This window comes from Kitasatospora sp. Ki12, assembly GCF_054601375.1.
In genome coordinates this window covers 161,450-185,322 of sequence record NZ_BAAIHT010000005.1, presented here as the reverse complement: position 1 = coordinate 185,322, position 23,873 = coordinate 161,450, and the positions used below count along the sequence as shown (strand labels likewise).

Here is a 23,873-nt window from a genome sequence, read left to right as displayed (position 1 = left end):
CCACACCGCCTTTGATCTGACGTATCATCCGATGATCTTGAAGGCTAGGAACGGGGATTTCGACATGGTCACGCGGATCGGCGCCGGCGCACGGGGGCTGGGCATCGGTATGGCGGCGATCGTCCTGGGAGGGGCGCTGAGCGCCTGCGGCTCCAGCGCGGTCTCGGGTGAACTGGCCGCCGGGGCACAGAAATGGGCGGACTTCACGACCGTGCTCTCCGACAAGGACGCGCTGAAGCACACCGTGCCCGACCGGGCGGCGCTGCCCGCCTGGGAGATCCAGAAGAGCGACGTCAAGGCGAAGGACGACGACGAGGACTGCCAGGGCTGCAAGCTGGAGGCCACCGCCGAGTTCGAGGACGGCAAGGTCACCGCCACTTTCGACGTCACCACCTTCGCCACCAAGGAACAGGCCGGCGCCTACCTCGCGAAGACGGCGACGTCGTTCGAGAAGAAGGCCCAGTCGCCGGCCAAGCTGGCGATGCCGACCATCGGCAACGAGACCGTGGCCTACGGCGCCACCTTCCGCAAGGGGCCGCGCAACGTCGTGCTGATGCGGGTGGGCACCACCGTCGCGGGCGTCATGCTCCAGGAGTCCTCGGACGTCAAGCAGTTGGAGAAGCTGGCGACGATGCTGGCCCGGCGCGTCGAGCAGACGGCCGCCGGTCAGACCCCCGACGCCGCCCTGGACGCCCGCTGAGCGGGCACTGAACGGGCACTGAGCGGCCCCGCCGGTCGCGGGGCACTGAGCGGGCGCTGAGCGGCCCCGCCGGTCGCGGGGGACGACCGGCGGGGCCGCGGGACCGGCGGGCGTGGCGGGGCCGGTCCCGGGACCGGTCAGGATTGGAGAAGCGCCGGGCGCCGTGCGGCCCCTAGCGTGATGGTCATGGCAACCACCGCTTCCACCGCAGCCCCCGCCTCCCTCGCGTCCGTCACCCTCGAGGTGGCCGACCCCGAGGCCGCCCGCCGCTTCTACCGCGCCTTCGGCGTGGACGCGTACGTACGCCTGCGGGCGTCCGGGGCGCACTCCGCCGGATTCCGCGGCTTCACCCTGGCGCTCACGGTGGCCGGGCCGGCCACCGTCGACGGCTTCGTCGGCGCCGCCGTGGACGCCGGCGCCACGGTGCTGAAGCCCGCCGCGAAGTCGCTGTGGGGCTACGGCGGCGTCGTCCAGGCCCCGGACGGGACGATCTGGAAGATCGCGACCTCGGCGAAGAAGGACACCGGCCCCGCCACCCGCGAGATCGACGAGGTCGTCCTGCTGATCGGCGTCGAGGACGTGAAGGCCACCAGGCAGTTCTACGTCGGCCGGGGCCTGACCGTGGCCAAGAGCTTCGGCGGCAAGTACACCGAGTTCGCCCCGGCCAGGCCGGCCCCGGTCGGCCCGGCCCCGTCAAGCTGGCGCTGTACAAGCGCCGCGCCCTCGCCAAGGACCTCGGCGTCCCCGCCGACGGCACCGGTTCGCACCGCGTCGTCCTCGGCGGCACCGCCGACGCCTTCGCCGACCCGGACGGCTTCGCCTGGGAGGCCGCCGCGCCGCCCGCCCCGGTGCCGTCCTGACGGCCGGCCCGGCCGGGCCCGACCTCAGCGTCCGGTCGGCGGTTCAGGCGCGGCGGGTCAGGTGCGACGGTTCAGGCGCGGCGGGTCAGGTGCGGGTGAGGCGGGCGGCGTCGAACTCGGCCCAGATCGTCTTGCCCCGGCCGTGCGGCTCGGCGCCCCAGCGGTCGGCCAGCCGCTCCACGATGACCAGGCCGTGGCCGCCGGGCAGGGCCGGCTCGTGCGGCAGCCGCGGGGCGGGCAGGGCCGGGCTGCGGTCGCTGACGCCGACCCGCAGCCGGGCCCCGGTGGCGTCCAGGAGCAGTTCCAGCGGGCCGTCGCCGTGCAGCATGGCGTTGGCGACGAGTTCCGCCACCAGCAGGAGGACGTCCGCGGCCACGCCCTCGCCGGTGCACGCGTACCAGTCGGCCAGGGCGCCGGCGGTGAAGGTCCGGGCGTGGGCGACCGGCTTGGGGAGCCCGGCAAGGGTCAGCCGTCTGCGCTGGCCGCCGGCGGGCAGCGTACGCCCGGCTCGGTGCGGATCACCGTCGAGGGTTCCCCGGCTCATCGTCATACGAGGGCACCCTTCGGCTCGACGGCGGTTGTCGCATGGTCGGTTTCCCGGCGCTTTCGGGATTATGCACCGCCGCGGCCCGGCCCGCGGCCCGGACGGCACACCCCGTCGACACCCGGCCACCACCCGGCCGACACGCGACCGGCACCCGACCGGCACTCCGGTCACCACCCCGACGGCACTCCGGCCGACACCCCGTCGGCGCTCCGGCCGGCACTCCGGCCGCCGCCCGTGGACGGGCGGGCCCGACCGCGCCCCGCTCAGCCCGCCAGGGCCTCCTCGACCGAGGCGTGCAGGGAGAACACCGCCTGCGCGCCGGTCAGTTCGAGGACCCGCATGACGGTGGCCGACACGGCGGCCAGGTGCAGGGCGACGCCCTCCTCCCCCGCCGCGAGCCGCGTCTTGAGCAGCAGGTTCAGGCCGGAGGAGTCGCAGAAGCCGACCCCCGAGAGGTCGATCACCACCGCGCGGGGGCGCCGCGCGACCAGGGCGGCGAGCGCCTCCGCGGCCGGCCCCAGCGTCTCGATGTCGAGGTCGCCCGCCAGGACGCACACCGCCGCGCCGCCCGTCCCGGGACGGACCTCCACCGCCCGCTCCGCCCGGGCCCGCGCGGCCGCCGGGGCGGTCTGCCGCCGGTCGTCGTCGGATGGCGTCATCGTCGTCCCCTCGATAGCCCTGCCCTCCGACCTTACGGAGGTCGCGCCCGCGGGCCAAGCAGGGGTCACGGACCGGACGGTGCCCCGCGGCACGGTCAGGCGTCCTCCAGGCCTTCGCGCAGGCGCCGCAGGGTGCGGCCGAGCAGCCGGGAGACGTGCATCTGGGACAGCCCGAGGCGCTCCCCGATCTGGGACTGCGTCAGGTCCTCGCAGAACCGCATCGACAGGATCAGCCGGTCCCGCTCGGGCAGGGCGGCGACCAGCGGCTTGAGCGCTACCAGGTCCTCCACGAGGGAGAGGTCCGGGTCGTCCTCGCCGAGGCGCTCGGCCAGCGGGCCGGGGCCGTCGTCGTCCTCCGTGCCGAGGTCCAGGGAGCCGGCGGTGTGCCCGTTCGCGGCGGTCAGGCCCTCGATCACCTCCTCGGCGGAGAGGTCGAGGTGCTCGGCGAGTTCGGCGACCGTGGGGGCGCGGTCCAGCCGCTGCGCCAGGCCCTCCTGGGCGCGGGCCAGCACGATCCGCAGCTCCTGGAGGCGGCGCGGCACGTGGACGGCCCAGGTGGTGTCCCGGAAGTGCCGGCGGATCTCGCCGAGGACGGTCGGCAGGGCGAAGGTGGTGAACTCGACGCCGAGGCCGGGGTCGAAGCGGTCGATGGCCTTGATCAGGCCGACCGCGCCGACCTGCAGCAGGTCCTCCTGCGGCTCGCGGTGCGCGGTGAAGCGGCGGATCGCGAACCGCACCAGCGACAGGTTCATCTCCACCAGGGTCGCCCGGACGTAGGAGTACTCCCGCGTCCCCTCCTCCAGCGCGGAGAGGCGCCGCAGCAGCACCCGGGTCAGCTCCCGCGCGTCGGCCGGGGCGATCTCCCGCGGGTCGTCGACGGCGGCCAGCCGCGACGGGAGCAGGTCCCGCAGCCCCCCGTCGGGCACGGCCGACGGGGACGACGGCCCACCCGTCGACGGATCGGCGGAAACGGGCAGTTCACCAGTGGGCGTGACCATCGGATTCCCTTCCTCCTGCGTCGGCGCGGTCGAAGGCCCCGGCTACCCGGTGAGGGCCGATCGATGCGCCCACCCGGGGTGGAGGTTTGGTGAAACCCGGCGACTGCCCCGGAGGCGACGGCGAAACCTCCGGACGACGGCTGACCCCAACCCATCTGTACCTACTAGTATGTACGGCACGGTGTCGAGCCCGGCACCGGCCCGGCACCCGGCCCCGGAGGGGGAGTCGCCATGCCTTTCGTCCGCATCGACGCGTCCGGAGCCGACCCCGGCCGGCTCGACGCCCTCGGACGCGCCGTCCACCAGGCCCTGACGGAGACCCTCGGCATCCCGCCCGACGACCACTTCCAGGTGCTGACCGGACACGACGGCGTCAGCAGCGCGCTGCGCTACGGCGGCTACCTCGGCGTGCACCGGGACGAGGGCATCGTCTACGTGTCCATCACGCTGCGCGCCGGGCGCCCGGACGAGCGCAAGCGCGCCCTGTACCGCAGGATCACCGAACTCGCCCACGCCCACGCGGGGACGGAGCCGCGCAACGTGTTCGTCGTCCTCACCGAGAACGCGCCGGTCGACTGGTCGCTCGGCCACGGCGAGGCCCAGTACGCCCCGGCGCCGCAGGAGGACCCCGCGCCGCAGGAGTGCCCCCCGGAGTGACCTGCGGGGGGCGAGCCGCGAAGCCGGCTAGCGCTGGTGGAGCTTGCGGGCCGCGGTGCGGATGGCGCGGGTGTAGGGGGCGTCCAGGGCGCGGGTGGGGGCGTCGAGTTCGGCGAAGGGCACCAGGGCCCGGTGGGTGTCGTCGGTGGCCTGGGTCCAGGCGGTCCAGGCGTTGTGGACGTCCTCGTCGGTGACCGCCTCGCCCTTGGCCTGGAGCAGGACGGCGTAGATGCGGAAGAGGTCGTCGGAGCCCGCGGGGGGTCTGGCCTCCGTGGGCAGGCAGTCGCGGATGAGTTCGGCGATGGGGTCGAGGTGGCTCATACGGCCAGTGTGCCGGTGACGAGGGTGCCGGTGAGCAGGATCAGGTGGGCTGCCGCGAAGACCACCGGCACGGCCCGCTCGCTGGTGCCGAGTTCGGTGTAGTGCTTGTGCCAGCGGCCCCGGCGGGAGGCGCTCCTGAGGGTGTCCCACTCGTCGGTGTAGATCCGCGCGGCGAGGTCCGCCTCCAGGGCGTTGATGACCTTGAACTTGGCGGCGTTGAGGTCGCGGTAGCTGCGCAGCTGCATCCACCAGGCGACGGAGAGGGTGATGCCGGCCAGCGCGACGGCGGTCGCCACCCACCACGGGGACTCGGAGAGCCTGGGTATGCCGAATCCGATGAGGGTGACCAGGGCGGTCTGCACGGACAGGAAGAAGGTGTTGGCGGTGCCCCGGCGGGCCGAGACGCGGTCGGCCATCTCCACGGCGAGTTTGTAGAGCTCCAGCAGTTCGTTCTGGCGGGTCGGCTCCGGCGGGACGGTCATCGCTGCTCCCTCGGGCGGGCGGGCGGCGGGGACGAACCGTTCGGGCACGGTGGCGCCCCCGCCTGCGCTGATGGAGCGTCATGTTCCCGGTGGGGGCGTGGTTCTACCGGCCGGGTGCGGAGGCGCTCGCCGTGGCGCCCGCCGAGGCCGTCGCCGTCGCGGTCGGGAGGCCCTGCAGCGCGGCCAGGGCCGCCAGGGCGCCCGCCTCGCCGTCCTCGTACTGGTGGGCGCGGGCGGTGCGCACGGCGGCGTCGAGGTGGCGGGCGGCCTCCTCCGGGTGGCCGGTGGCGGCGAGGGCGCGGCCGTAGAGGGTCTGCAGCAGGACCCGGCGGGCGGCGGGGAAGGCGGTTCGGCCAGCGCCAGGCCGCGGGCGGCGTGGTGGGCGGCCTCCTCGGGCATGCCGTCGGCGAGGCAGGCGTGGGCGAGGTGCTGGCGGGCGAGGGCGGCCAGGTCGGCGCGGTCGGCCCGCTCCGCGAGGGAGAGGGCGCGCACCAGCAGGCCGCGTACCCGCGCGTTGCGGCCGTAGCGGCCGAGGGCGACGGCCAGGTTCATCAGGCGACGGCCTGCGCGGCGCCGTCCCCGGCCCGGGCGGCGAGGTCGGGGGCGCGTTCCAGGTGGACGAGGGCCTGTTCGTGGCGGCCCTCCTCCAGCAGGACCCAGCCGAGCAGGGCGCGGGCGCGGGACTGGGCGGCGGGGTCGTGGTCGGCCTCGGCGGCGGCCAGGCCGTGTTCGAGCAGCGGCACCCAGCCGTCCCTGACCTGCCAGACGATCAGCGGCCACTGCAGCAGGACCAGGCGCCAGGCGCGGTCGTGCAGCCCGGCCGCGACCGCCGCGTCCACCGCGCCGCGCAGGGTGTCCCGTTCGGCGGCGTACCAGGCGAGGGCGCTCGCCCGGTCCGGGAAGGGGCGGACGTCGGCGGGCCGGGTGCGGGCGGCAGGGCGCAGCAGGGTTCGCTGCCGGGTTCGGCGGCGTCGCAGGCGGCGACGAGGGTGTTCAGCAGGTGGTCGAGCAGGCGCGGCAGCACCTGGTCGTCGATGTCGCCGGGCAGGCTGCGGGCGTAGAGGCGGACGAGGTCGTGCAGGGTGTAGGCGTCGCGGCCGATCTCGACGAGCAGGTGGGCGGTGGCGAGCTGGCCGAGCGCCGTGGCGGCCTCGGCGGGGCGGCAGTCGGCGAGCGCGGCGGCGGTGCGGCTGTCGAGGGTGGTGCCGGTGTGGGCGCGAGGCGGTGGAACATCCGGCGGGCGGGTTCGGACAGGTGCTGGACGGTGAGGGCGAGGGTGGCGGCGACGCTGGTGTCCTCGATCTCCAGGAGGTCCAGCCGGCTCTGTTCGTCGGCGAGTTCGTCGGCGAGCAGGGCGAGGTCGCGGGCCGGTCCGGTGGCGACCCGGGCGGCGGCCAGGCGCAGGGCGAGCGGCAGCCCGTCGCACAGGCAGGCCAGCCGGGCGGCGGCCTCGGGTTCGGCGGCGACCAGGTCGGCGCCGAGGGTGGCGGCGAGCAGGGTGACGGCCTGCGGGGGCGAGAGTTCGGCGAGCGGGACGGGGCGGGCGGCGTCGGAGGCGACCAGGCCGCCGAGCCGGTCGCGGCTGGTGACCAGGGTGACGCAGTCCTCGCCGTCGGGCAGCAGCGGGCGGACCTGGTCGGAGCGGCGGGCGTTGTCCAGGACGATGAGCATCCGGCGGTCGGCGGTCAGTTCCCGGTAGCGGGCGGCCAGCGCCTCGGGGGTGGCGGGCATCTGCTCGGCGGGCAGGCCCAGGCCGAGCAGCAGTTCGCGCAGCACGGCGGGGGTGGAACGTTCCGGCAGCGGGCTGTGGCCGCACAGGTCGACGAAGAGTCGGCCGTCGGGGAAGTCGTCCTGGCGGCGGTGGGCCCAGTACAGGGCGAGGGTGGTCTTGCCGATCCCGGCGCCGCCGGTGACCACGGCGATCGCGCCGGGTCCGGCGGCGGCGCGGTCGAGCGCGGCCAGTTCGTCCTCGCGGCCGGAGAAGCCGCGCGGGCGCCGGGGAAGGGCCAGGGCGCGGTGCGCGGCGGGCGGGCGGGCGGTACGGGTGTGGGCGGCGCGACCGGTGCGCCGGCGGCCCCAGGGACGGGGGCCGCTCCGGACGCGGGGTGCGAGTCGGGGACGGAGGACAGCCCGCCGACGGTGGCCACCCGCGGCGGCGGGACCCGGTCGGAGCGGCGCGGCGGCGCGGCGGGGGTGTGCAGCAGGAAGTCGTAGGCCTCGACGAGGTCGGGGCCCGGGTCGATGCCCAGTTCCTCGGCCAGGGCCCGGCGGGTGCGGTGGAACCAGTCCAGCGCCTCCGAGCGCCGCCCGGCCCGGCCGAGCGCCAGGACGAGCGCGGCCACCAGCGGCTCGCGCAGCGGGTTCATGGTGGCCTCGGTGGACAGCACGCCGGCCGCGGCGCCGTGGTCGCCGAGCCGGCCGTGGGCGCGGGCCAGCTCCTCCACGGCGGCGAGCCGCAGCTCCTCCAGGGCGTGCGCGGCGCACTGCAGCGGGACGCTGGGCGCGGTGCCGGCCAGCGCGGGGCCGCGCCACAGCGCGAGCGCCTCCTGGAGCGCCGTGACGGCCTCGGCGGCGTCGGGCGTCGTCCGGCGGAGCGCAGCAGGCGTTCGAAGCGGTCGGTGTCCACGGCGAGGTCGGGCACCCGCAGCAGGTAGGCGCCGCCGTCGGTGACCAGTTCGACGCCGCCGTCGGGCGCGCCGTGGGCGGCGAGCAGGGCGCGCAGGCCGGAGACGTGGTTGTGGATGACGGTGCGCGAGTGCCGGGGCGGTTCCTCGTCCCACAGGGTCTCGGTGAGCCGGTCGACGGTGACGGGTGCGCCGGGGTTGAGCAGCAGCATGGCCAGCAGGCTGCGCCGTTTGGCGGACCCTACCGGGAGTTCCCGGCCGTCCGCGGCCACCGCGGCCACCGATCCCAGCAGTCGGAAATCCAAGACCCGCCCTCATTCAACGTGACAAGCATATGACAGTAGGCGACTCGGCGATCACGGGATGTCGCCCGGGTGACGCCAAGGTGGCCACCGGATGACGGCCGGGTACCACGGCTTCGCCCACCGCACCGCCGACCGGTCCGCGGCCCTTGGCCCAGAGCTTGCGCCGTGGACCGTACCGGCCGCCAGGGATCACCGGCGATCCGGAACGGTGGAACGCCCGAGCAGGCCCTGACCAGGGCGGATGCCGGACACCTGGAACGCGCCGCCGAAACGCGGACGGATTCGGCGGAACCCGCGGCGGCCACCAGAATGGTGCGGACCGATCTTCGGAAGTACAGAAAGCAGACCCCATCATGGATCTCGGCGTGCGCTGGAAGCTGCACGGTGACGGGCGCACGCCCGAACCGGGGGCGGTCGTCCGCCCCGACGAACGGCTCTCCTGGCCCCGCACCGTAGGACTCGGCGCCCAGCACGTGGTGGCGATGTTCGGGGCGAGCTTCGTCGCGCCCGTGCTGATGGGGCTCGACCCCAACCTCGCGATCATGATGTCCGGCGTCGCCACCGTGATCTTCCTGCTGGCCACCCGCGGCCGGGTGCCCAGCTACCTGGGATGCTCGCTGTCCTTCGTGGGCGTCGCCGCGGTGATCCGGGCGCAGGGCGGCACCAGCGCCACCGTCACCGGCGCGGTGCTCGTGGTGGGCGTGGCGCTGTTCCTGGTGGGCGTCGCCGTCCAGCGGTTCGGGGCGCGGATCATCCACGCGGCGATGCCGCCGATCGTCACCGGCGCGGTCGTCATGCTGATCGGCTTCAACCTGGCCCCGGTCACCGCCTCGACGTACTGGCCGCAGGACCAGTGGACGGCGCTGCTCGTGATGTTCTTCACCGGGCTGGCCGTGGTCGGCCTGCGCGGCTTCTGGTCGCGGGTGGCGATTTTCCTGGGGCTGGTCTTCGGGTACGGGATCTCCTGGCTGTTCGACCGGGTCTTCGGGAAGATCCACTCGGTGGACGCGAGCGGGCACCTGACCGACCACTGGCGGCTGGACCTGTCCGGCGTCGGCAAGGCCGACTGGGTCGGCCTGCCCACCCTGCACGGCCCGTCCTTCCAGTGGTCCGCGATCCTGGTCGCGCTGCCCGTGGTGATCGCGCTGGTCGCCGAGAACGCCGGGCACGTCAAGGCCGTCGGCGAGATGACCGGCGCCGACCTGGACGACAAGCTCGGCACCGCGATCTCCGCGGACGGCGTCGCCTCCATCCTCTCCACCGCCGTCGGCGGCCCGCCGAACACCACGTACTCGGAGAACATCGGCGTCATGGCCGCCACCCGGGTCTACTCCACCGCCGCGTACTGGGCCGCCGCCGGCTTCGCCCTGCTCTTCGGCCTCTGCCCCAAGTTCGGCGCCATCGTGGCCGCCATCCCCGGCGGGGTGCTCGGCGGCATCACCGTCATCCTGTACGGCATGATCGGCCTGCTCGGCGCGCAGATCTGGACCAAGTCCGGGGTCGACCTGCGCAACCCGCTCAACCTGGTGCCGGCCGCGGCGGGCATCATCATCGGCATCGGCAACGTGACGCTCAAGTTCACCGACACCTTCAGCCTCAGCGGCATCGCGCTGGGCACCCTCGTCGTCATCACCGGCTACCACGCGCTGCGGGCACTGGCCCCGGCCCACCTCAAGACCCAGGAGCCGCTGCTGGACGAGGGCACCTCCTCGTACGACGAGCAGGCCGGGACCGGCACCGGGAGCTGACGGGGGCACCGGCGGAAGTGGTCGCAGGATTACTTCCGCCGGTGTTTCCGCCTGGTTTGAAAGCCCGACGGATGGTCGAATCGCTGCGTAAGCCCACGTCGCAGCCCATTTCGACCTCGGGAGAGGCATGTCCCTGCTGTCCGACCGCCGCAAGCTCACCTACGGGGGCGTGGCCACCGCCGTACTCGCCCTCTCCTGGGCCTCCGTGACCCCCAGCAGCGCGGCGGGCCAGGTCCTGTGGACCCCGAGCACGAGCAAGGGCCCGTCCTCCTTCCCCTCCGTGCAGTGCGCCTCGGGCAACTTCAAGGTCGTCAACGACGCGGCCAAGGGCAAGGTGTGGCGGGCGTACCAGGCGGCCGGCGAGGAGCGCTGCGAGACGGTCGGCCCCGACCTGAAGAACGGCGACACGTTCTACCTGGGGTGGTCGTCCAAGGTCGACATCAAGGACGACAACAGCCGGTACGTCTTCCAGCTGAAGTGCTCGCCGAGCACCGACACGGCCAACCACCCGATCGAGATCGACGCCACCAACGGCCGCATCCGGCTGCAGGAGTGGGACACCGAGCACGTGTCGCACACCCTGTGGACCGCGCCGACGACGAACGGCCAGTGGCACTCGTACGCGCTGAAGATCCGCCTGGGCCGGACCGACGGAACGATCGACTTCTGGTTCGACGGCAAGAAGCAGACCTTCACCACCGGCTCCGGCACCTTCAAGGGCACCACCTGGGACGGCGACCGGAACTACCTCAAGTGGGGCTCGTACCACGAGTCCACGGCGGACGCGACGAACACCTTCACCAGCCCGGTGATGGCGACGACCCTTGAGGCGGCCACCGCCGGCTCGTAGGCCCCCGCACCACCTCAGGCTCGGACCGCTTGTGGGGGCGGTCCGGGCCTGAGGCTTTTTCAGAGGTCGCGCCCGGGTCCTCACCCCTGCCGATAGGCCTGGACGAGCAACGTGTCGGCCGAGCGTGAACCCGAAGTAGTGGAGGGGAGCCGGTCGATACTGATCTCCGTGAACCCAGCCTCGTCCAGCAGCTTCGTCCAGACGTGCTCTTGGAGGACCCAGCGGCGCATCGTTGTCGGAGTGCCGTCCGAGGTACGGGCCGGGATGTCGGCGTGCCGGACGTCCGGCTCGGCGGGCGCTCCACCGACGTAGCACCCCAGGGTGGAGGCGACGAGAAGTCCGCCGGGACGCAGGGAACGGGCGGCGACGGAAAGCAGCCGGTGGGGGTCGGCAAAGCAGAGGCTGCCGAACACCGAGTAGAGGACGTCGTACTCGTCCGGATACGCGTCCAGGTGCTCGATCGCGTCGGCGTGCAGTGGGCGCAGGCGCGGCGCGAGACAGCCGTAGAGGCTGCATGCCATCGCGTGCTGGGCGGAGGAGGCATCGATGGCGTCGACCCGGGCCGGGGCCTGGTGGGCGACGAGGTGGGCGGCGTGTCGGGCTGCGCCCGCGCCGAGGTCGGCCACGACGAGATCGGTGAGGTCACCCAGTACCTCGGCCCCCGGTCCGCCGTCCTGGGCCCAGACCCAGGAGAAGGAGTCGGGGACGGTCCGGTCGGTGTCGGCGCGGGTGCGGCCGTAGTGGTGCCAGAGGTCTGGCTCGGCGCCTTGGGCGGGGGAGGTGGTCTTCACCCGGGCCATCCTGGTGCCCGGTGCACCCGGGCGTAGGGATTCGGGTGAACCGCACCCGTCCGTGTTGCGGTGGTCCCGGCCCAGCCGGGACCACCGCAACTAGCCGATCAGTGCGAGTCGTTGCCGGGGTGGCAGGGGCTGCAGTTGGCGGCGTCGGCCCACAGCGGAAGGTCCACGTCCCAGCCGTCGGCGGCGATGAGCCGGGCGGTGCGCAGGACGGTGCCGTCGTTCTTGAACTCGACGGCCGGCACGTGGTGCAGGAAGTGGCCCTCGTTGTGGGTCCGGCACAGCTCGGCGTAGGCGACGGTGTCCAGGATGATCGTGTGGACGCCGATGTCCACCAGCGAGCTGGGGCCGAGGCTCAGGTGTTCGCCGCGATGGGCCATCGCGGTCAGCAGGTAGGCGTAGCCCTGGCCGAGGACGCGGGTGGCCATGACGGAGTCGTAGGGGTAGTCGCGCATCAGCAGGTTGACCTGCTTGTCCCACAGATCGGTGGGGATGTGGTCGCGAACGTTCCGGAGCGGGCCGACGATCGGGTCGGTGGGTGCAACTGCGGTTGCCATGGTTCCTCCGACTGCTGTTGGGGCACCTGGTGGTGCCGGGCACTGCCCGGCGCCACTGTGAAAAACTACGGACCAACCCCTTTGCGCATCAAGGAAGTTGCGAAGAATTGCGGGCCCTTCACCCCAGCGCTTCGATCGCTGCGGTGATCAGTGCGCGAGCGGCGCCGCCGTGCACGGCCAGCTCGGCGAAACGGGCGAACGTCCGTGCGTAGAGGGCCAGATCGCTGGGCGCGGTCACGGTGACCTGGGCCGACAACAGCTCCACCCCGGCCTGCCGGTCGTCGAAGAGGTTGAAGGTCTCGGTCGGCCACATGGTGCGGGCAGCCGTGAACGGGATGACGCCCAGCGACACCGACGGCATCGACATGACCCCGAGCAGATGGCCGAGCTGCCCGGCCATCACCTCGTCGTCGCCGATCCGGTACCGCAGGACGGACTCCTCGATGACCGCGACGAACCGGCGCCCTCCTCCGAAGACGACGCCGGAACGGGCGAGCCGGGCCTCGACGGCGGCTTCCACATCGTCCGGGGTCTGGCGGACGTCGGCCACAATGCGCAGCAGGGCGCCGGCGTACTCCCTGGTCTGCAGGGCACCGGGGACTACGCGGGAAGAGTAGGCGCGGAAGTGGCGGGTTCGGGTGTAGAGCGGTACCCGGGCTTCCTGTGCCCGGCGCAGGCCCGTGCGAGTGATCCGCCGCCACTCGACGTACAGGGAGTCCGCGGCCCTGTTCGAGGCGACCAGGTCGGCCGCCTGGTCGTCGGCTCCACAGGCTCGACACCAGGCTCGGACGTCGGAGTCCGACGGGGCGACCTTGGCGTTGAGGATTCGGGAGGTCTTGGCCGGATGCCAGCCGCAGCGGGCCGACAGTTCCCCGCCCTTCAGGCCGGCGTCGCGCATCAGCTCGCCGAGGCGCGCGGCGAGGGCCAGACGGGCAGCCTGGGCGCCGGAGGACGGGGAGATCGACATCGATGCTGTTGGCCAGTGCCTACGTAATCAGACGGCGTACTTCTCGTGCGGCACGGCCCGCTCCCAGGCCGTCTCGAACGCGGTGGCGCACAGGCCGGCGACTGCGGGGTCGTCGCTGAAGGACGGCCCGGCGGACTCCCCGTCACCTGTGAAGTGGTTGAACCGCACCAACTCGCCGTCGAACAACCAGAAGTCGTTACCCGGCAAGGCGATGTCCGACGCCTGCCTCCGGGGCAGCCACCGGATCCGCTCGCCCGCGGCGATGTTGGTGAAGGTGCCGGAGTGCTCGAACCGGATGTACTCCGACACCGGCTCGGACACGATCCGGACGCGCCTGATCTCGACGCCCCGGGTGACGGTCTCCTCGATCAGTGTCAGCCACGGCCGCCACCAGGACACCCGGTCGTCAGGGTCGTGGCGGAAGCCGTCCCGCCACGCCGCGAATGCCCCGATCTCCTTGGCCACGCTGTAGGAGTCGCGCATCTCCAAATGGACTGCGCTGGATCGGGCGGCGGCCAGCTGCTCAGCGAACCTCGGCACCTTCTGCGGCATCGCACGCCTTCCTCAAGATCGGCACCATCCGCGCCGGCAGCCGGACCACATCCTCCGTGCTGGGGATGCTGCCGGTCTCCAGGCACTTGGCGCGCAGGTTCTCGGCGGCCTTCCAGCCCTGCACGACGATCTCGTCAGCTTCGTCGTCGTACCAGACGGTCGGGCACTCGTCGTCCCCCGTGTTGGGGTCTATCCCGATCAACCGTAGTGCCATGCCGACTCCCTCTCGCAAGCTGATTGCGCGGATTTGCCAGACGTTCCACGACTGAGCGACCACCGTCAAGACCCCCCATCACGGCATATCCGGCTGCAGAAGTGGGACACCGAGCACGTGTCGCACACGCTGTGGGCACGCCGACGACGAACACCTTCACCGGCCCGGTGATGGCCACCACCCTGGAAGCCGCCACCGCCGGCTCATAGGCCCCCGCACCAGCCGCAGGCCCGGACCGCATGTGGGGGCGGTCCGGGCCTGCGGCATGTCTGGGTTCAGATGTCGCCGAACTCGCCACCGCGGGCAGCCGCGACGAACGACTCCCAGGCTGCAGAGGGGAAGAGGAGAGCCGGGCCCTGGGGGTCCTTGGAGTCACGGACCGGCGCCAGACCGGGGAAGTCTGCGGTTACCTCGATGCAGTCACCACCGTTGTTGCTGTAGCTACTCCTGAACCACGCAGCGCTGGCCAGGTCCACACGATCCGCCATGACGCTCCTCTCAGACCTCGCCGAACTCGCCGCCACGGACAGCAGCGACAAACGACGCCCACTCTTCGATCGGGAAGACGAGGGCAGGCCCCTGAGGGTCCTTCGAGTCACGGACGGGGGCCAGGCCGGCGAAGTCGGCGGTGACCTCGACGCAAGTACCGCCGTTGTTGCTGTAGGAGGACTTGAACCACTGGGCGTCGGCCAGGTCTACACGGGGAATCATGACGTTCCTCTCACGCCTTGCTTGCGGATCTTCTCCAGTGACGCGGCCTTCGACAGCGCTTCCACCTGGAGCTGACGGAAGTCCCGCTCCCAAGCCTGAGCAGTCTCGGCGTCTCGCGCGAGGAAGCCACGCAACTGGCACTCCGAGTATGCCAGGAGTGTTCGATCCGTCATGGTCAACAGCGTGACAACCATGGTGAACGGCAGTTCCTCTGCCAGCGAGAACGGCGCCACCTGGATGGTGATGTTCGGACGGCTCGCAAGGTCTTCAAGATGCGCCAACTGCCGCGCCATGACCTTGGGCCCTCCCACCTTTCGCAGGAGGGCCCCCTCGTCCAGGACGAAGTGCAGGCGCGGCGCCGACTTCTGGCCAAGAAGCTTCTGGCGTGTGGCCAGGAAGTCGAGTCGATCCGCCGCCTGCTCCTCGGTGATGCTGCCGCGTCGTACGGCCGCGTGTGCAAAGGCGGCGGCGTACTCCATCGTCTGCATCAGGCCAGGCACGATGCCCAGCTCGAAGTGGGAGATCCCCTGAGCTCGTGCCTCTTGCTGCGCATACTCGGGAAACCCTTCCAGCAAGGACGAGCCGCTGAGACTCCAGTACGTCAGTTCCAGCGATCCACTGGCATCCAGGGCCCCGTCAGCGACACGGACCCAGTCGAGTGTGGGATTGCGCGTCCCTCTTTCGAGGTTCGAAATCTGACTATCACTCAGCACCGTCCGCTTGCCGAGTTGGGTCTGCGTCAGGCCCGCCGCCTTGCGCAACCTGCGCAGTTGGGCCCCAAACGCCTTGAGGGGCGAAGCCGATGGATCCAGCTGAGACTCACGCATCGTCAGGCCTCCGACGCCAAGCGAATACCACAACGGGAAACTGTCAAGTGGGAACGCCTTCCGATAGTAGGGGCAACCACGCCACCATGGCTACACCCGGTAATTCACCGGAAGCACAGTGCTACCCGTGGAGCCCCCATGCCTGACGCGCAGGACCCCTCCTTCTTCCAACTCCACGAGGTGGTACGGGACTTCAGCCGCCACGAGAGCGTCTTCGTCGACGTCGAGTTCGGCAAGGCGGTTCTCCGGCCGCTGGGGGCGAGCGGCCCCCTGCGGCGGGTCGAGCTCTCCTCGATCCGGCCGCTGGAGCCCCGGGAGTTCGCACCGGGGACCTGCGGGACGTCGCGTCGCCGGCCGTTCGACGGGTGGCCTTTGCCCTCCGACAGCAATTCCTCACATCTGGAGCAGAGTTGAGCAAGGCCCTCTTCAGCAGCAAGCCCCCCGGCCGGCGGTCGGGCCAGCAGGCCCTCGTCCTGCGAGAGGACCCCGGAGGGTCGGGCGACTTCTTCGTCCTCCTGGTCGATTCCGTCCACCACGACGGGCTGACCCTGCCCGGCGGCAGCGCCGAGCAGAACGAGCTCCCCCACCTCGCCGCCCGGCGTCACCTCGAAACGCAGACCGGGCTCGTCCTGCCCCTCCGAACCATCCTCACGGTCGACTACTCCCCCGCCGCCGAACTCCCCGAGAGCCTGGACTTCGTGTACGCCGGCGGGGTGGTCACCTCTCGGCAGGCCGGAGCCGTCCGACCGCACCAACCACCCCAGGACGTCCGCGCCCTGCACTGGGCGCCCCAGGCCAAGCTGCGCCGGGTCATGACGGACGACCAGTACCGCCGCGTCGAGGACGCCTGGGACGCCTGGGAGCACGGCGCCGGCGTCCCCCTCCTCGTCCGGGGCGTCCCGGTCCCGGTCGGCTGACCGGGACCTCAACCGGCGACGACGCCCGCGAGCCCGGACCGCGAACGGTCCGGGCCTTCAGGTCGGGCTCCGGCTCAGACTCCGCCGAACTCGCCGCTGCCCGGCCGTCGTTGCCCCGGTAGAGCTGGGTCCCGGCGACGACGATCTGTCGGGTCGGGTCGGGGTTGGCGTCGAGTTCGTCCGCGCTGCGGTAGCCGAGGACCGCGCCGGTGCGGGTTCTCACGCCGGTGTTCGGGCCGACGGTGTGGAAGACGCAGGCGTCGAAGAGCAGCACCCCGCCGACGGGGACGGGAACGGGGAGGGCCTGGTCGACGAGGTCGGCCAGTTCGGGGTGCTCGTCCATCCAGGTGCCGCCGCCACCGGGCTGTGGGACGCCGACATAGGGGGCGCGGTGGGAGCCGGGGACGATCCAGGTGCAGCCGGTCTCCACGCCGGCGTCCTCGAAGTACACGACGGCGGTGAGTAGACCGCGGGTGGGTTGGAGGATGTCGCGGTGCAGTCGGACCTCCTGGGCACCGGGGGCGTTCAGCGAGCCCTGGTTGTGGCGGTTGAGGACGTAGACCACGTTCGGGCCGAGCAGCGCGGTCAGCGGTGCGGTGAGGGCGGGGTGGGCGACGAGGCGGTGCAGCAGGGCCCGGTCGTGCTGGTAGAGCCGGTAGACCTTGGTCTGCCCGGCGGGCAGGCGGGCAGCACGGGTACGGATGACCTCGGCGACAGCGGCCAGGAGACCGCGAGGCAGGCCGGGGTCGGGCAGCCGCAGGTAGCCGAGGTCGCGGAAGTGGCGGGCCTGCTGTTCGGTCAGCGCGGGCCGGCAGGTGATGGACACAGTGGCCGGTCTCCTTCAGGCGGTGCGGCCGAACGCGGCCAGCCGGTCGGGGGTACCGAGGTCGGGGGCTGCGGTGCGGATGTCGTGGGCGCTGACGGGGTGCCCCTGGCTGATGACCCAGGGCATGAACTGCCGGTACAGGTCCGCCTCGTCCGGCTGAGTCTGGCGCTGGACGTATTCCTCGAACAGAGCCCGGAACGGGCCGGGGGTGAGGATGACGGCACCGGTACTGGTGGCCTGTCGCAAGCCCTGTCGGCTGCCGGTGGGCAGCGTGACGTCCACACCCTCCAGCGCGTGGACGACGAACCGGCAGCCGGGGTCGAGGAAGAGCCGGCCCGCGTTCTGCGCGCAGCGGCCGGGCGCGGTGGTGACGGTCCAGGTCACCACCGCCTGGCGGGAGCGGTGCGTGGCGACGGCGGCGGGCAGCAGGGCGGTGGGAAAGAGCGTGTCGGCGGGCAGGACCACAGCAATCGAGGTGTCGGGCAGGTGGGCCAGCGCGGCGTAGGCGGCTCCGGCGGTGCCGAGCGGGTGGTCCTCGCGGTGGATGGTCAGCTCCGCCTGCCGGGCCGAGTGGGTGAGGGCGTAGGTCTCGACGTCCTGGGCTCCGCTGGCGGGGTCGGTACTGGTGAGCACCGCGATGTGGCGGAAGCCCACGGCGGTGAGCTGGGTGAGGGCGTGGCCGAGCATGGGAGTGCGGCCGGTGGGGGTGTCGATCGGCACCAGGACCTTCGGGGTGCGGTGCAGCTCGGGGTCGTCGCAGGCGCGCAGGCGGCTGCCCTTGCCACCGGCCAGGACCAGGGCGACGGCCCGGGCGGGCAGGGAGACGAGGGTGCTGGTGTACCAGTCGGCGGGGCGGGTGTCGGTGGTGCTCCGTTCGGCCATGGCGTCCTCCCGGGTGGGTGAGCGTGGGGTGTCGGGCCCGGCCCGCCCGCCGTCTCCCGGGCTACAGGAGGTTCAGCATGTCCAGGGCGCGGTAGGCCGCGGCGGTGTCGGTCAGCTCGCCCCGGCGGAGCACGCGGGTGCGGAACTCGTCCAGGGTGAGGGTGACGACATCGATGAACTCGGTGCGTTCCGGCTGCGGTTCGGCGACCTCGACGCAGTCGGTGGCGAGGAATGCGAAGCGCAGGGCGTTGGAGTAGGCGTCGTGCCAGTACGGTCCGGCGGGGTGGATCCGGCCCTGGTAGCCGGTCTCTTCCAGCAGTTCCCGGGCGATGGCGTCCGCCGCCTCTTCGCCGGGTTCGAGGAAGCCGCCCGGCAGTTCGTACAGCACGCGGTCGGGGCCCGGCCGGTACTGGCGGGCGAGGATGACGCGTCGGTCGGGGGTGAGCGCGAGCACCGCGCCGGCCGGACGCTCACGCTTGAGGTAGAACTCCTCCTTCCGTCCGTCGGGCAACTCGAAGTCGACCCGGTCGACGGACCGGCCGAACTTGCTGAAGACGGTGGCGCGTTCGATCTCGCGCCACGGCGCGGTGGTGTCGGTCATGGCCAGACTGTACGGCCCTGGCCCGGCCGGTAGTTTCTGCGCCGGAGCCGGTGCCCGTCGGCAGGCGGGGCGCATCCAGGAGACCACCTGATCGGGTGATGGGGACAGGGCAGATCGGTGGGCAGTTCGCAGACCGCTCGATACGCTGGATTCTCTCCCTGCACCGAGAGTTGGGGGTGGGGTTTCATGGCGAACGCGCTGTTCAGGCACGCGCGGCTTGCGCTGGGCCTGACACAGGGCCAGGTCGCCGAACAGGTCCGGGGGCTGGTCGAGACGGTGGCCGGGCGGGAATCGCCGTTTGACGCCGGCTATGTCTCCCGCATAGAACGTGGCCTCATCACTTGGCCGCACGGGCACTACCGGCAGGCCCTCTGCCTGGTCCTGAAGGCGGGAACGGCAGCCGAACTGGGTCTGGTTCCCAAGCAGGTCCACCACCACGATCACCCCGATGAGGTGAGTCCCTCGAACCGCCGAGACGCCCTCGCCGCCGCGCTGGCCGGCCTGTTGCCGCCGGCCAGACCGCTCTCCCGCCTGCGCAGGGCAGACGTCACCACGATCGCCGAGCGCATCGGCGTGCTGGAGCGCTGGGATCGCCGATCCGGTGGGCGGGCCGTGCGCGACTTCGCACTGCGAGAGCTGCGCGCCGCCATCGACCTCACCTCGGCGTCGACCACCCCCGCCGTGCGCACCGCACTGCTCGGCGCGATCACCCGCCTGGCCAACCTGACTGCCTGGTCGAGCTTCGACGCCGGTCTGCACGACGAAGCCCGCCCACTGTTCCGGCTCGGTCTGACCGCCGGCCGTGAGCACGGCGACACCGGCCTGCTGTGACCAAGCCCTGCTCCTGGCCGGGCAGGTGGACGGTCGCCTGCCCGCCGCGGCCCGGGCGATGCTCGCCGCCGTCCGCGCCCAGGCCCACGCTCTGGGTGGGGACGAGCGGCAGGCGGCCCGGCACCTGCTGGCCGCCGAACGCGCCTACGAGCGCGTCACCGATCTCGCCTCGGGTCCACCATGGACGACCACCATCACCGTCGCCAAGCTCGGCAGCGACACCGGCTTCGCCCTCTACCTGCTCTCCGCCGCCACCGGCCGCGACAACCCCCAGGTCGTCGCCGACCTGCGTCGGGCCGCCGAGGCCGACACCTCCCAGGCCCGGGTGCGGGCGATGGCCACCACGCGCCTGGCAACTGTGCTCTATCGGCAAGGCGATCGCGCCGAAGCCGACCACCACGCCGCCCAGGCGGCCGCGCTCGCGGCCACCGTCGGCTCCACCCGGCTGGCCTCCGCTCTCGCCGACATGCGTCACGCCGCCGGTGCGCTGACGGCCCGGTGACGAATCACCGAACACGGTCAGGCCGGAAGGTTCGCGCCCTGCACTGGGCGCCGCAGGCCAAGCTGCGCACGGTCATGACGGACCACCAGTACCGCCGCGTCGAGGACGCCTGGGACGCCTGGGAGCACGGCGCCGGCGTCCCCCTCCTCGTGCGCGGGGTCCCGGTCCCGGTCGGCTGACCGGGACCAGCAAGAGCACCTACAGCCTGCTCGGGGCCGTCGTCAGGAAGTCCAGGACGAGGGGCCCGGCCTGGGCGCGGAACTCCTCGAAGTACGCGTGCCGGGCTCCGGGGATCAGGTGCAGCCGGGCGCCGGGGATGCGGTCGGCGAGCAGGGGCGCGTTGGCGGCGGGGTTGAGCAGGTCGTCGCCTCCGTGGACGACCAGGGTGGGCGCGCCGATCTGCGGCAGGAGGTCCCAGGCGTCGTGCCGGTTGCTGGCCACGAGGTGGTGGCGCCGGGCGTGGGCGGGCATGTCGGGGTCGCCGAGGGTGTGGTGCGGGCCAGGGTGGGCGTCGAGCCATCCCGGGGTGTACATCAGGTCCAGCAGGGCCTGCCGGGCGGCGCCGGGCTGGGATTGCGCCAGGGCCCGGCGGACGTCGTTGCCGCGTTCGACACCGTGCGGGCCACCGGGTGAGGTGCAGCCGAGGACCAGGGCGCCGACCCGGTGCGGGTGGCGGGCCGCGAGGTGCTGGGCGACCCGTCCGCCCATGGACGTGCCGTAGACGTCGGCCCGGTCGATGCCGAGGTCGTCGAGGACGGCGATGACGTCCTCGGCGAAGAGTCCGGTGCTGTGGGGGGTGTCGGGCTTGTCGCTGTCGCCGGTGCCGCGGTAGTCGAGCGTGAGGGTGCTGCGGGCGGGGTGGAAGTCGGCGCGGACCGCGTCCCACCAGTGGTGGTTGTTGGCCTGGCCGGCCAGCAGGACCAGCGGCGCCCCCTGGCCGTGGTGGAACTGGTAGGCGATGCGGACGCCGTCCGGTGTGATCGCGTGCGTCATGACTGCTCCGGCACCCGGTAGTCCGGCCCCGCGGCTTCGGCGTACGCGAGCCAGGCCGCCCCCGCGGAGTGGACGTGCAGGTCGACGGCGACCTCCTCGCCCTCCCAGCGGCCGCCGTCCGAGATCGCGAGGCCGATCAGCGCCAGGTTGCCGGCGTGGTCCCGCACCTCGTACTGCTCACGGGTCTCCTCGCCGAGCTCGCCGTCCGAGTCGTCCCGCTCCCAGGCGTCCACCGCGGCCTGGGCCACCGCCCGGGGCAGCCGCACCGTGACCTTCCCGACCTGGGCGTGGACGTGGTCCCCGATCTCCGCCAGTACCTTCGCTTCTTCCCGGTACAGGGCGTACCGCTCATGTTCCGTCACGGGGCGAGGCTACTGGGAGCGCCGGACCCGTCTCGACCGAATTGATCCGCGAACCTGGTCGCCGGCCGGAGATCGTCATCGGATCCAGCGCAGAACGGCGGCGGCGCCCGAAGGGGTCGCCGCCGAACATCGCCGAACGTCACTGACGGCACGCCACGGCGTTCCGGCCGTGGGTGACGCCCCATGGCACATGGACTGCCGGCAGACGACGGGCGTGGGACATCGGGCCCGGACCGCGAACGGTCCGGGCCCGCGGTGATGGGTGCCCTCGCCGGGCTCACGGGAGCCGGTGCACCGGGGTGACCTCGCGGATGTGGATGAGGACGTCGAAGGCGTCGGCCAGGGAGGCGACGGCCAGGTGTTCGGCGGCGTCGCGGTCCGGGGTGTAGACGCCGCTGATGACGCGGGCCTTCGCCGGGCCGTCCCACTGGCCGCGGACGTCGTCGTGGCGCAGGTCCAGCCAGTGGGCGGGCAGGCCGGCTTCGCCGAGCCTGGCGTCGACCAGGTCCGCGCCCGGGGCCGGGAGGACGGCGACGCCGAGGTCGCCGTGGTGGAAGCCGATCGCGGCGGAGACGTACTGCGTGCCGTAGCGCTTGCGCAGCAGGGTGCCGGCGGTGGTCTGCGGGCCGCGTTCGGGGGCCAGGCCCAGCACCGTCTCGGTCGCCGAGGTGTGGGCGATGCCGTCCCAGTACACGGTGCGCAGGCCGGTCGTGTGCTGGAAGTCTCCGACGATGTCGGCGCCCACCTCGGCGTCGCCCGCGAAGCTGCCGCGCCCGGCGACGCTGTGCTCGTGGAAGTCGACGATCAGGCGCATCCTCGCGACCACGTCCTCGGCGCCGGGACCCGCCAGGGACTCGACCAACGCGAGTGCGTCGCGGGCGTGTTCGGCGAACGGCCGTCCCGGGTGGACTCCCCGCGCCCGCTGCACGTGCTCGTCGATCTGGTGGGCGGTGCGGATGGGGTCCAGGTGGGCCGCCAGCTGCGCGAGCCGCTCCGGTGCCGACGCGCGGACGTGGGCCAGGACGGCGTCGTAGTCGTCGGGCGCGGCCTGGGCCGGCTTCACGCCGAAGATCCGGACGGGGTCGTCCGCGTGGTCGCGGTTGAACGCCCGGATCCACTCCAGGGCGCCGGCCATCTCCTCGGTGCGCCACGGCCGCCAGGCGCCGTCCAGCGCGGACGCGGCGGAGCCCCCGTCACCGCCCACGTACGCGTCGAGGGCCGCGGCGGCGCCCGCGCTGTCCTGGACGGCCAGCGCGCGGAAGCCGTGGTCGCGGACCAGCCGGCGGAACAGCTGGTCCCGTACCCCGAAGGTCTCCCGGGAGAAGCGCGTGGACTCCCCGAGGCCGATCACCGTCGCCCCGGCGGCCAGGTGTGCGGCGATCTGGTCGAGCACGGTGTCGGACAGCGGGAGGGCCAGGGTGTGGTCAGTGTTCGAAGGGGCGGGGTGGTGCAGGGGTGCGGTGTCGTTCGGCATGCCGCTCAGTCTTGTACCTCAAGCTGACTTGAGGTCAAGCGGCAACGATCGCCGGCTACTCCTGCACCCGGTAGGCCGTCCCCGCGGCTTCGGCGTAACTGAGCCAGGCCGCCCCCGCGGAGGCGACATGCAGGTCGACGACGACCTCGTCGCCCTCCCAGCGGCCGTCATCCGAGATCGCCAGGCCGATCAGCGCCAGGTTTCCGGCCTGGTCCCGTGCCTCGTACTGCTCGCGGGTCTCCTCGCCGAGTTCGCCGTCCGAGTCGTCCCGCTCCCAGGCGTCCATCGCGGCCTGGGCCACCGCCCTGGGCAGTCGCACCGTGACACGGCCGACCTGGGCGTGGACGTGATCCCCGATCTGCGCCAGCAGCTTCGCGTCTTCCCGGTACAGGGCGTACCGCTCATGTTCCGTCTGTTCCGTCTGTTCCGTCTGTTCCGTCTGTTCCGTCACAGGGCGAGGCTACTGGGGCCGCCGGCCCCGTCTCGACCGAATTGATCCGGGCCCGGCGGAACCCGTGCGGTCAGCGCGAGTCACCGCGGGTGGGTGAGGTAGCGGCCGAACGCCTCCTGCCCGTCCGGGACGAAGCGCCACCGCCGCACGGCCTCCCGCAGCTCCGCCTCCGTCAGCCAGCCGTGCCAGGCGACCTCCCCCGGGTCGGGCGTCACCTCGCCCGTGATCACGGCCTCGTGCACGCCGAGCCAGTACGGGGCGATCACACCCCGGCACAGGAACGTGAACAGGAGGCGCACCGGCACCCGGACGCCCAGCTCCTCGGTCAACTCCCGGGCCGCCGCCTGCTCATAGGACTCGCCCACGCCCACGGCCCCGCCGAACATCACCTCGTGCTGGCCGGGGAACCGGGACAGGTTCTCGGGCCGCCGGTGGACCAGCACCCGCCCCTGCCGGTCGCGGCAGACCGTCGTCGCCACCCGGTGCAGCCAGCCCCGACGGATGGCCTCGCCCCGGTCCACCACCCCCAGCACCCGGTCCTGATCGTCCACTCGCTCCACGAGTTCACCCACGGCACCAACGATCGCACGACCCGCCAGCGTTCTCGCCTCCGCCGCCGCACCGGCTTTCTGGACTTGTGGGTCCAATTTCGGCTGCC

General features: G+C 72.6%; 32 protein-coding genes and 3 pseudogenes. 9 read left to right on the top strand and 26 right to left on the bottom strand.

The genetic code is table 11. The features are described from left to right. Window positions 1-64 precede the first annotated feature (64 nt). Together ACYP53_RS42220 and ACYP53_RS42215 are read left to right on the top strand one after the other, a co-directional pair. Window positions 65-700, top strand: coding sequence for a hypothetical protein (locus ACYP53_RS42220; protein ID WP_459651368.1), 636 nt, complete (start codon window positions 65-67; stop codon window positions 698-700). A gap of 180 nt (window positions 701-880) precedes the next feature. Beyond that, window positions 881-1,560 (top strand): annotated as a pseudogene (locus ACYP53_RS42215) (glyoxalase). A gap of 85 nt (window positions 1,561-1,645) precedes the next feature. On the opposite strand, the gene ACYP53_RS42210 reads toward ACYP53_RS42215, so the two are convergent. The 3 genes from ACYP53_RS42210 to ACYP53_RS42200 all read right to left on the bottom strand — a co-directional run bounded on the left by ACYP53_RS42210 (window position 1,646) and on the right by ACYP53_RS42200 (window position 3,764). After that, entirely contained in the window at window positions 1,646-2,110 is a 465-nt protein-coding gene (locus tag ACYP53_RS42210) for an ATP-binding protein (protein WP_189924417.1), read from the bottom strand. Between the two features lie 260 nt (window positions 2,111-2,370). Then, window positions 2,371-2,766: an STAS domain-containing protein gene (locus ACYP53_RS42205; protein ID WP_459651367.1), complete on the bottom strand. Its 396-nt coding sequence runs from the start codon at window positions 2,764-2,766 to the stop codon at window positions 2,371-2,373. A 95-nt stretch (window positions 2,767-2,861) separates the two neighbouring features. Then, window positions 2,862-3,764 (bottom strand): SigB/SigF/SigG family RNA polymerase sigma factor, encoded by a 903-nt coding sequence (locus ACYP53_RS42200; RefSeq protein WP_459651366.1) that lies wholly within the window; start codon window positions 3,762-3,764, stop codon window positions 2,862-2,864. Window positions 3,765-3,995: 231 nt separating this feature from the next. Between ACYP53_RS42200 and ACYP53_RS42195 the strand changes: the two genes are divergently transcribed. Further along, window positions 3,996-4,421, top strand: a complete 426-nt coding sequence (locus tag ACYP53_RS42195; protein WP_459651365.1) for a tautomerase family protein — start codon at window positions 3,996-3,998, stop codon at window positions 4,419-4,421. A gap of 27 nt (window positions 4,422-4,448) precedes the next feature. Here ACYP53_RS42195 and ACYP53_RS42190 read toward each other — a convergent pair whose 3' ends face one another. The 7 genes and pseudogenes from ACYP53_RS42190 to ACYP53_RS42160 all read right to left on the bottom strand — a co-directional run. Next, window positions 4,449-4,742 carry a DUF7701 domain-containing protein gene (locus ACYP53_RS42190; protein ID WP_189924408.1) on the bottom strand — a complete coding sequence of 98 codons (294 nt, stop codon included), beginning with the start codon at window positions 4,740-4,742 and terminating at the stop codon, window positions 4,449-4,451. Further along, window positions 4,739-5,224 carry a RipA family octameric membrane protein gene (locus ACYP53_RS42185; RefSeq protein WP_189924406.1) on the bottom strand — a complete coding sequence of 162 codons (486 nt, stop codon included), beginning with the start codon at window positions 5,222-5,224 and terminating at the stop codon, window positions 4,739-4,741. Before ACYP53_RS42185 ends, ACYP53_RS42190 begins: the two co-directional genes overlap by 4 nt. Before the next feature lie 103 nt (window positions 5,225-5,327). Then, window positions 5,328-5,468 carry a hypothetical protein gene (locus ACYP53_RS42180; protein WP_459651364.1) on the bottom strand — a complete coding sequence of 47 codons (141 nt, stop codon included), beginning with the start codon at window positions 5,466-5,468 and terminating at the stop codon, window positions 5,328-5,330. A 307-nt stretch (window positions 5,469-5,775) separates the two neighbouring features. Further along, window positions 5,776-6,063: a hypothetical protein gene (locus ACYP53_RS42175; RefSeq protein ID WP_459651363.1), complete on the bottom strand. Its 288-nt coding sequence runs from the start codon at window positions 6,061-6,063 to the stop codon at window positions 5,776-5,778. A 154-nt stretch (window positions 6,064-6,217) separates the two neighbouring features. Continuing rightward, window positions 6,218-7,141: an NB-ARC domain-containing protein gene (locus ACYP53_RS42170; RefSeq protein WP_459651362.1), complete on the bottom strand. Its 924-nt coding sequence runs from the start codon at window positions 7,139-7,141 to the stop codon at window positions 6,218-6,220. A gap of 350 nt (window positions 7,142-7,491) precedes the next feature. Continuing rightward, window positions 7,492-8,004, bottom strand: a pseudogene (locus ACYP53_RS42165) (AfsR/SARP family transcriptional regulator); the annotation flags it as partial. Then, window positions 7,932-8,120 (bottom strand): annotated as a pseudogene (locus tag ACYP53_RS42160) (AfsR/SARP family transcriptional regulator); the annotation flags it as partial. The pseudogenes ACYP53_RS42165 and ACYP53_RS42160, both read right to left, overlap by 73 nt. 386 nt (window positions 8,121-8,506) lie before the next feature. On the opposite strand from ACYP53_RS42160, the gene ACYP53_RS42155 reads away from it, so the two are divergent. Beyond that, a complete protein-coding gene (locus ACYP53_RS42155; RefSeq protein WP_459651361.1) occupies window positions 8,507-9,901 on the top strand; it encodes a uracil-xanthine permease family protein in 1,395 nt (464 codons plus the stop codon). Window positions 9,902-10,028: 127 nt separating this feature from the next. After that, the gene (locus ACYP53_RS42150) at window positions 10,029-10,751 is read left to right on the top strand and encodes a heparin lyase I family protein (protein ID WP_189924400.1); all 723 of its coding nucleotides are present in this window, start codon (window positions 10,029-10,031) and stop codon (window positions 10,749-10,751) included. Between the two features lie 80 nt (window positions 10,752-10,831). Here ACYP53_RS42150 and ACYP53_RS42145 read toward each other — a convergent pair whose 3' ends face one another. The 8 genes from ACYP53_RS42145 to ACYP53_RS42110 all read right to left on the bottom strand — a co-directional run bounded on the left by ACYP53_RS42145 (window position 10,832) and on the right by ACYP53_RS42110 (window position 15,376). After that, window positions 10,832-11,542, bottom strand: coding sequence for a class I SAM-dependent methyltransferase (locus ACYP53_RS42145; protein WP_459651360.1), 711 nt, complete (start codon window positions 11,540-11,542; stop codon window positions 10,832-10,834). Between the two features lie 107 nt (window positions 11,543-11,649). Next, on the bottom strand, window positions 11,650-12,105 hold the full coding sequence (locus ACYP53_RS42140) for a glycine-rich domain-containing protein (RefSeq protein ID WP_189924390.1): 456 nt from the start codon (window positions 12,103-12,105) through the stop codon (window positions 11,650-11,652). Between the two features lie 118 nt (window positions 12,106-12,223). After that, entirely contained in the window at window positions 12,224-13,072 is an 849-nt protein-coding gene (locus ACYP53_RS42135) for a helix-turn-helix domain-containing protein (protein ID WP_189924388.1), read from the bottom strand. A 27-nt stretch (window positions 13,073-13,099) separates the two neighbouring features. Next, window positions 13,100-13,624, bottom strand: a complete 525-nt coding sequence (locus ACYP53_RS42130) for a DUF6879 family protein (RefSeq protein WP_459651359.1) — start codon at window positions 13,622-13,624, stop codon at window positions 13,100-13,102. Then, window positions 13,596-13,838 carry a hypothetical protein gene (locus tag ACYP53_RS42125; protein ID WP_459651358.1) on the bottom strand — a complete coding sequence of 81 codons (243 nt, stop codon included), beginning with the start codon at window positions 13,836-13,838 and terminating at the stop codon, window positions 13,596-13,598. The genes ACYP53_RS42130 and ACYP53_RS42125 overlap by 29 nt, the downstream gene beginning before the upstream one ends. A 275-nt stretch (window positions 13,839-14,113) precedes the next feature. Then, on the bottom strand, window positions 14,114-14,326 hold the full coding sequence (locus ACYP53_RS42120) for a DUF397 domain-containing protein (RefSeq protein ID WP_459651357.1): 213 nt from the start codon (window positions 14,324-14,326) through the stop codon (window positions 14,114-14,116). A 10-nt stretch (window positions 14,327-14,336) separates the two neighbouring features. Continuing rightward, the gene (locus tag ACYP53_RS42115) at window positions 14,337-14,549 is read right to left on the bottom strand and encodes a DUF397 domain-containing protein (RefSeq protein WP_189924380.1); all 213 of its coding nucleotides are present in this window, start codon (window positions 14,547-14,549) and stop codon (window positions 14,337-14,339) included. Then, a complete protein-coding gene (locus ACYP53_RS42110) occupies window positions 14,546-15,376 on the bottom strand; it encodes a helix-turn-helix domain-containing protein (protein ID WP_189924378.1) in 831 nt (276 codons plus the stop codon). The genes ACYP53_RS42115 and ACYP53_RS42110 overlap by 4 nt, the downstream gene beginning before the upstream one ends. A gap of 138 nt (window positions 15,377-15,514) precedes the next feature. Between ACYP53_RS42110 and ACYP53_RS42105 the strand changes: the two genes are divergently transcribed. After that, a complete protein-coding gene (locus tag ACYP53_RS42105) occupies window positions 15,515-15,790 on the top strand; it encodes a hypothetical protein (RefSeq protein ID WP_459651356.1) in 276 nt (91 codons plus the stop codon). Beyond that, window positions 15,787-16,293, top strand: coding sequence for an NUDIX domain-containing protein (locus ACYP53_RS42100; protein ID WP_459651355.1), 507 nt, complete (start codon window positions 15,787-15,789; stop codon window positions 16,291-16,293). Before ACYP53_RS42105 ends, ACYP53_RS42100 begins: the two co-directional genes overlap by 4 nt. On the opposite strand, the gene ACYP53_RS42095 is transcribed toward ACYP53_RS42100, so the two are convergent. The 3 genes from ACYP53_RS42095 to ACYP53_RS42085 all read right to left on the bottom strand — a co-directional run bounded on the left by ACYP53_RS42095 (window position 16,187) and on the right by ACYP53_RS42085 (window position 18,602). Then, the gene (locus ACYP53_RS42095) at window positions 16,187-17,119 is read right to left on the bottom strand and encodes a phytanoyl-CoA dioxygenase family protein (RefSeq protein WP_459651354.1); all 933 of its coding nucleotides are present in this window, start codon (window positions 17,117-17,119) and stop codon (window positions 16,187-16,189) included. The genes ACYP53_RS42100 and ACYP53_RS42095 overlap by 107 nt on opposite strands. A gap of 15 nt (window positions 17,120-17,134) precedes the next feature. Beyond that, window positions 17,135-18,001, bottom strand: coding sequence for a nucleotidyltransferase family protein (locus ACYP53_RS42090; RefSeq protein WP_459651353.1), 867 nt, complete (start codon window positions 17,999-18,001; stop codon window positions 17,135-17,137). 61 nt (window positions 18,002-18,062) lie between these two features. Continuing rightward, the gene (locus ACYP53_RS42085; RefSeq protein WP_189924372.1) at window positions 18,063-18,602 is read right to left on the bottom strand and encodes an NUDIX hydrolase; all 540 of its coding nucleotides are present in this window, start codon (window positions 18,600-18,602) and stop codon (window positions 18,063-18,065) included. Between the two features lie 186 nt (window positions 18,603-18,788). Between ACYP53_RS42085 and ACYP53_RS42080 the strand changes: the two genes are divergently transcribed. Next, the gene (locus ACYP53_RS42080) at window positions 18,789-19,433 is read left to right on the top strand and encodes a helix-turn-helix domain-containing protein (protein WP_459651352.1); all 645 of its coding nucleotides are present in this window, start codon (window positions 18,789-18,791) and stop codon (window positions 19,431-19,433) included. Then, window positions 19,405-19,935: a hypothetical protein gene (locus ACYP53_RS42075; protein ID WP_459651351.1), complete on the top strand. Its 531-nt coding sequence runs from the start codon at window positions 19,405-19,407 to the stop codon at window positions 19,933-19,935. The genes ACYP53_RS42080 and ACYP53_RS42075 overlap by 29 nt, the downstream gene beginning before the upstream one ends. A gap of 198 nt (window positions 19,936-20,133) precedes the next feature. Here ACYP53_RS42075 and ACYP53_RS42070 read toward each other — a convergent pair whose 3' ends face one another. The 5 genes from ACYP53_RS42070 to ACYP53_RS42050 form a co-directional block, all read right to left on the bottom strand. Next, window positions 20,134-20,928, bottom strand: a complete 795-nt coding sequence (locus tag ACYP53_RS42070) for an alpha/beta fold hydrolase (protein WP_459651350.1) — start codon at window positions 20,926-20,928, stop codon at window positions 20,134-20,136. Continuing rightward, window positions 20,925-21,290, bottom strand: coding sequence for a hypothetical protein (locus ACYP53_RS42065; protein WP_459651349.1), 366 nt, complete (start codon window positions 21,288-21,290; stop codon window positions 20,925-20,927). The genes ACYP53_RS42070 and ACYP53_RS42065 overlap by 4 nt, the downstream gene beginning before the upstream one ends. A gap of 277 nt (window positions 21,291-21,567) precedes the next feature. Then, the gene (locus ACYP53_RS42060) at window positions 21,568-22,764 is read right to left on the bottom strand and encodes an erythromycin esterase family protein (RefSeq protein WP_189924366.1); all 1,197 of its coding nucleotides are present in this window, start codon (window positions 22,762-22,764) and stop codon (window positions 21,568-21,570) included. A gap of 55 nt (window positions 22,765-22,819) precedes the next feature. Further along, window positions 22,820-23,215: a hypothetical protein gene (locus ACYP53_RS42055; protein ID WP_459651348.1), complete on the bottom strand. Its 396-nt coding sequence runs from the start codon at window positions 23,213-23,215 to the stop codon at window positions 22,820-22,822. Between the two features lie 80 nt (window positions 23,216-23,295). Then, complete coding sequence (locus tag ACYP53_RS42050) at window positions 23,296-23,787, bottom strand: NUDIX hydrolase (protein ID WP_459651347.1); 492 nt, start codon at window positions 23,785-23,787, stop codon at window positions 23,296-23,298. Window positions 23,788-23,873: the final 86 nt, after the last annotated feature.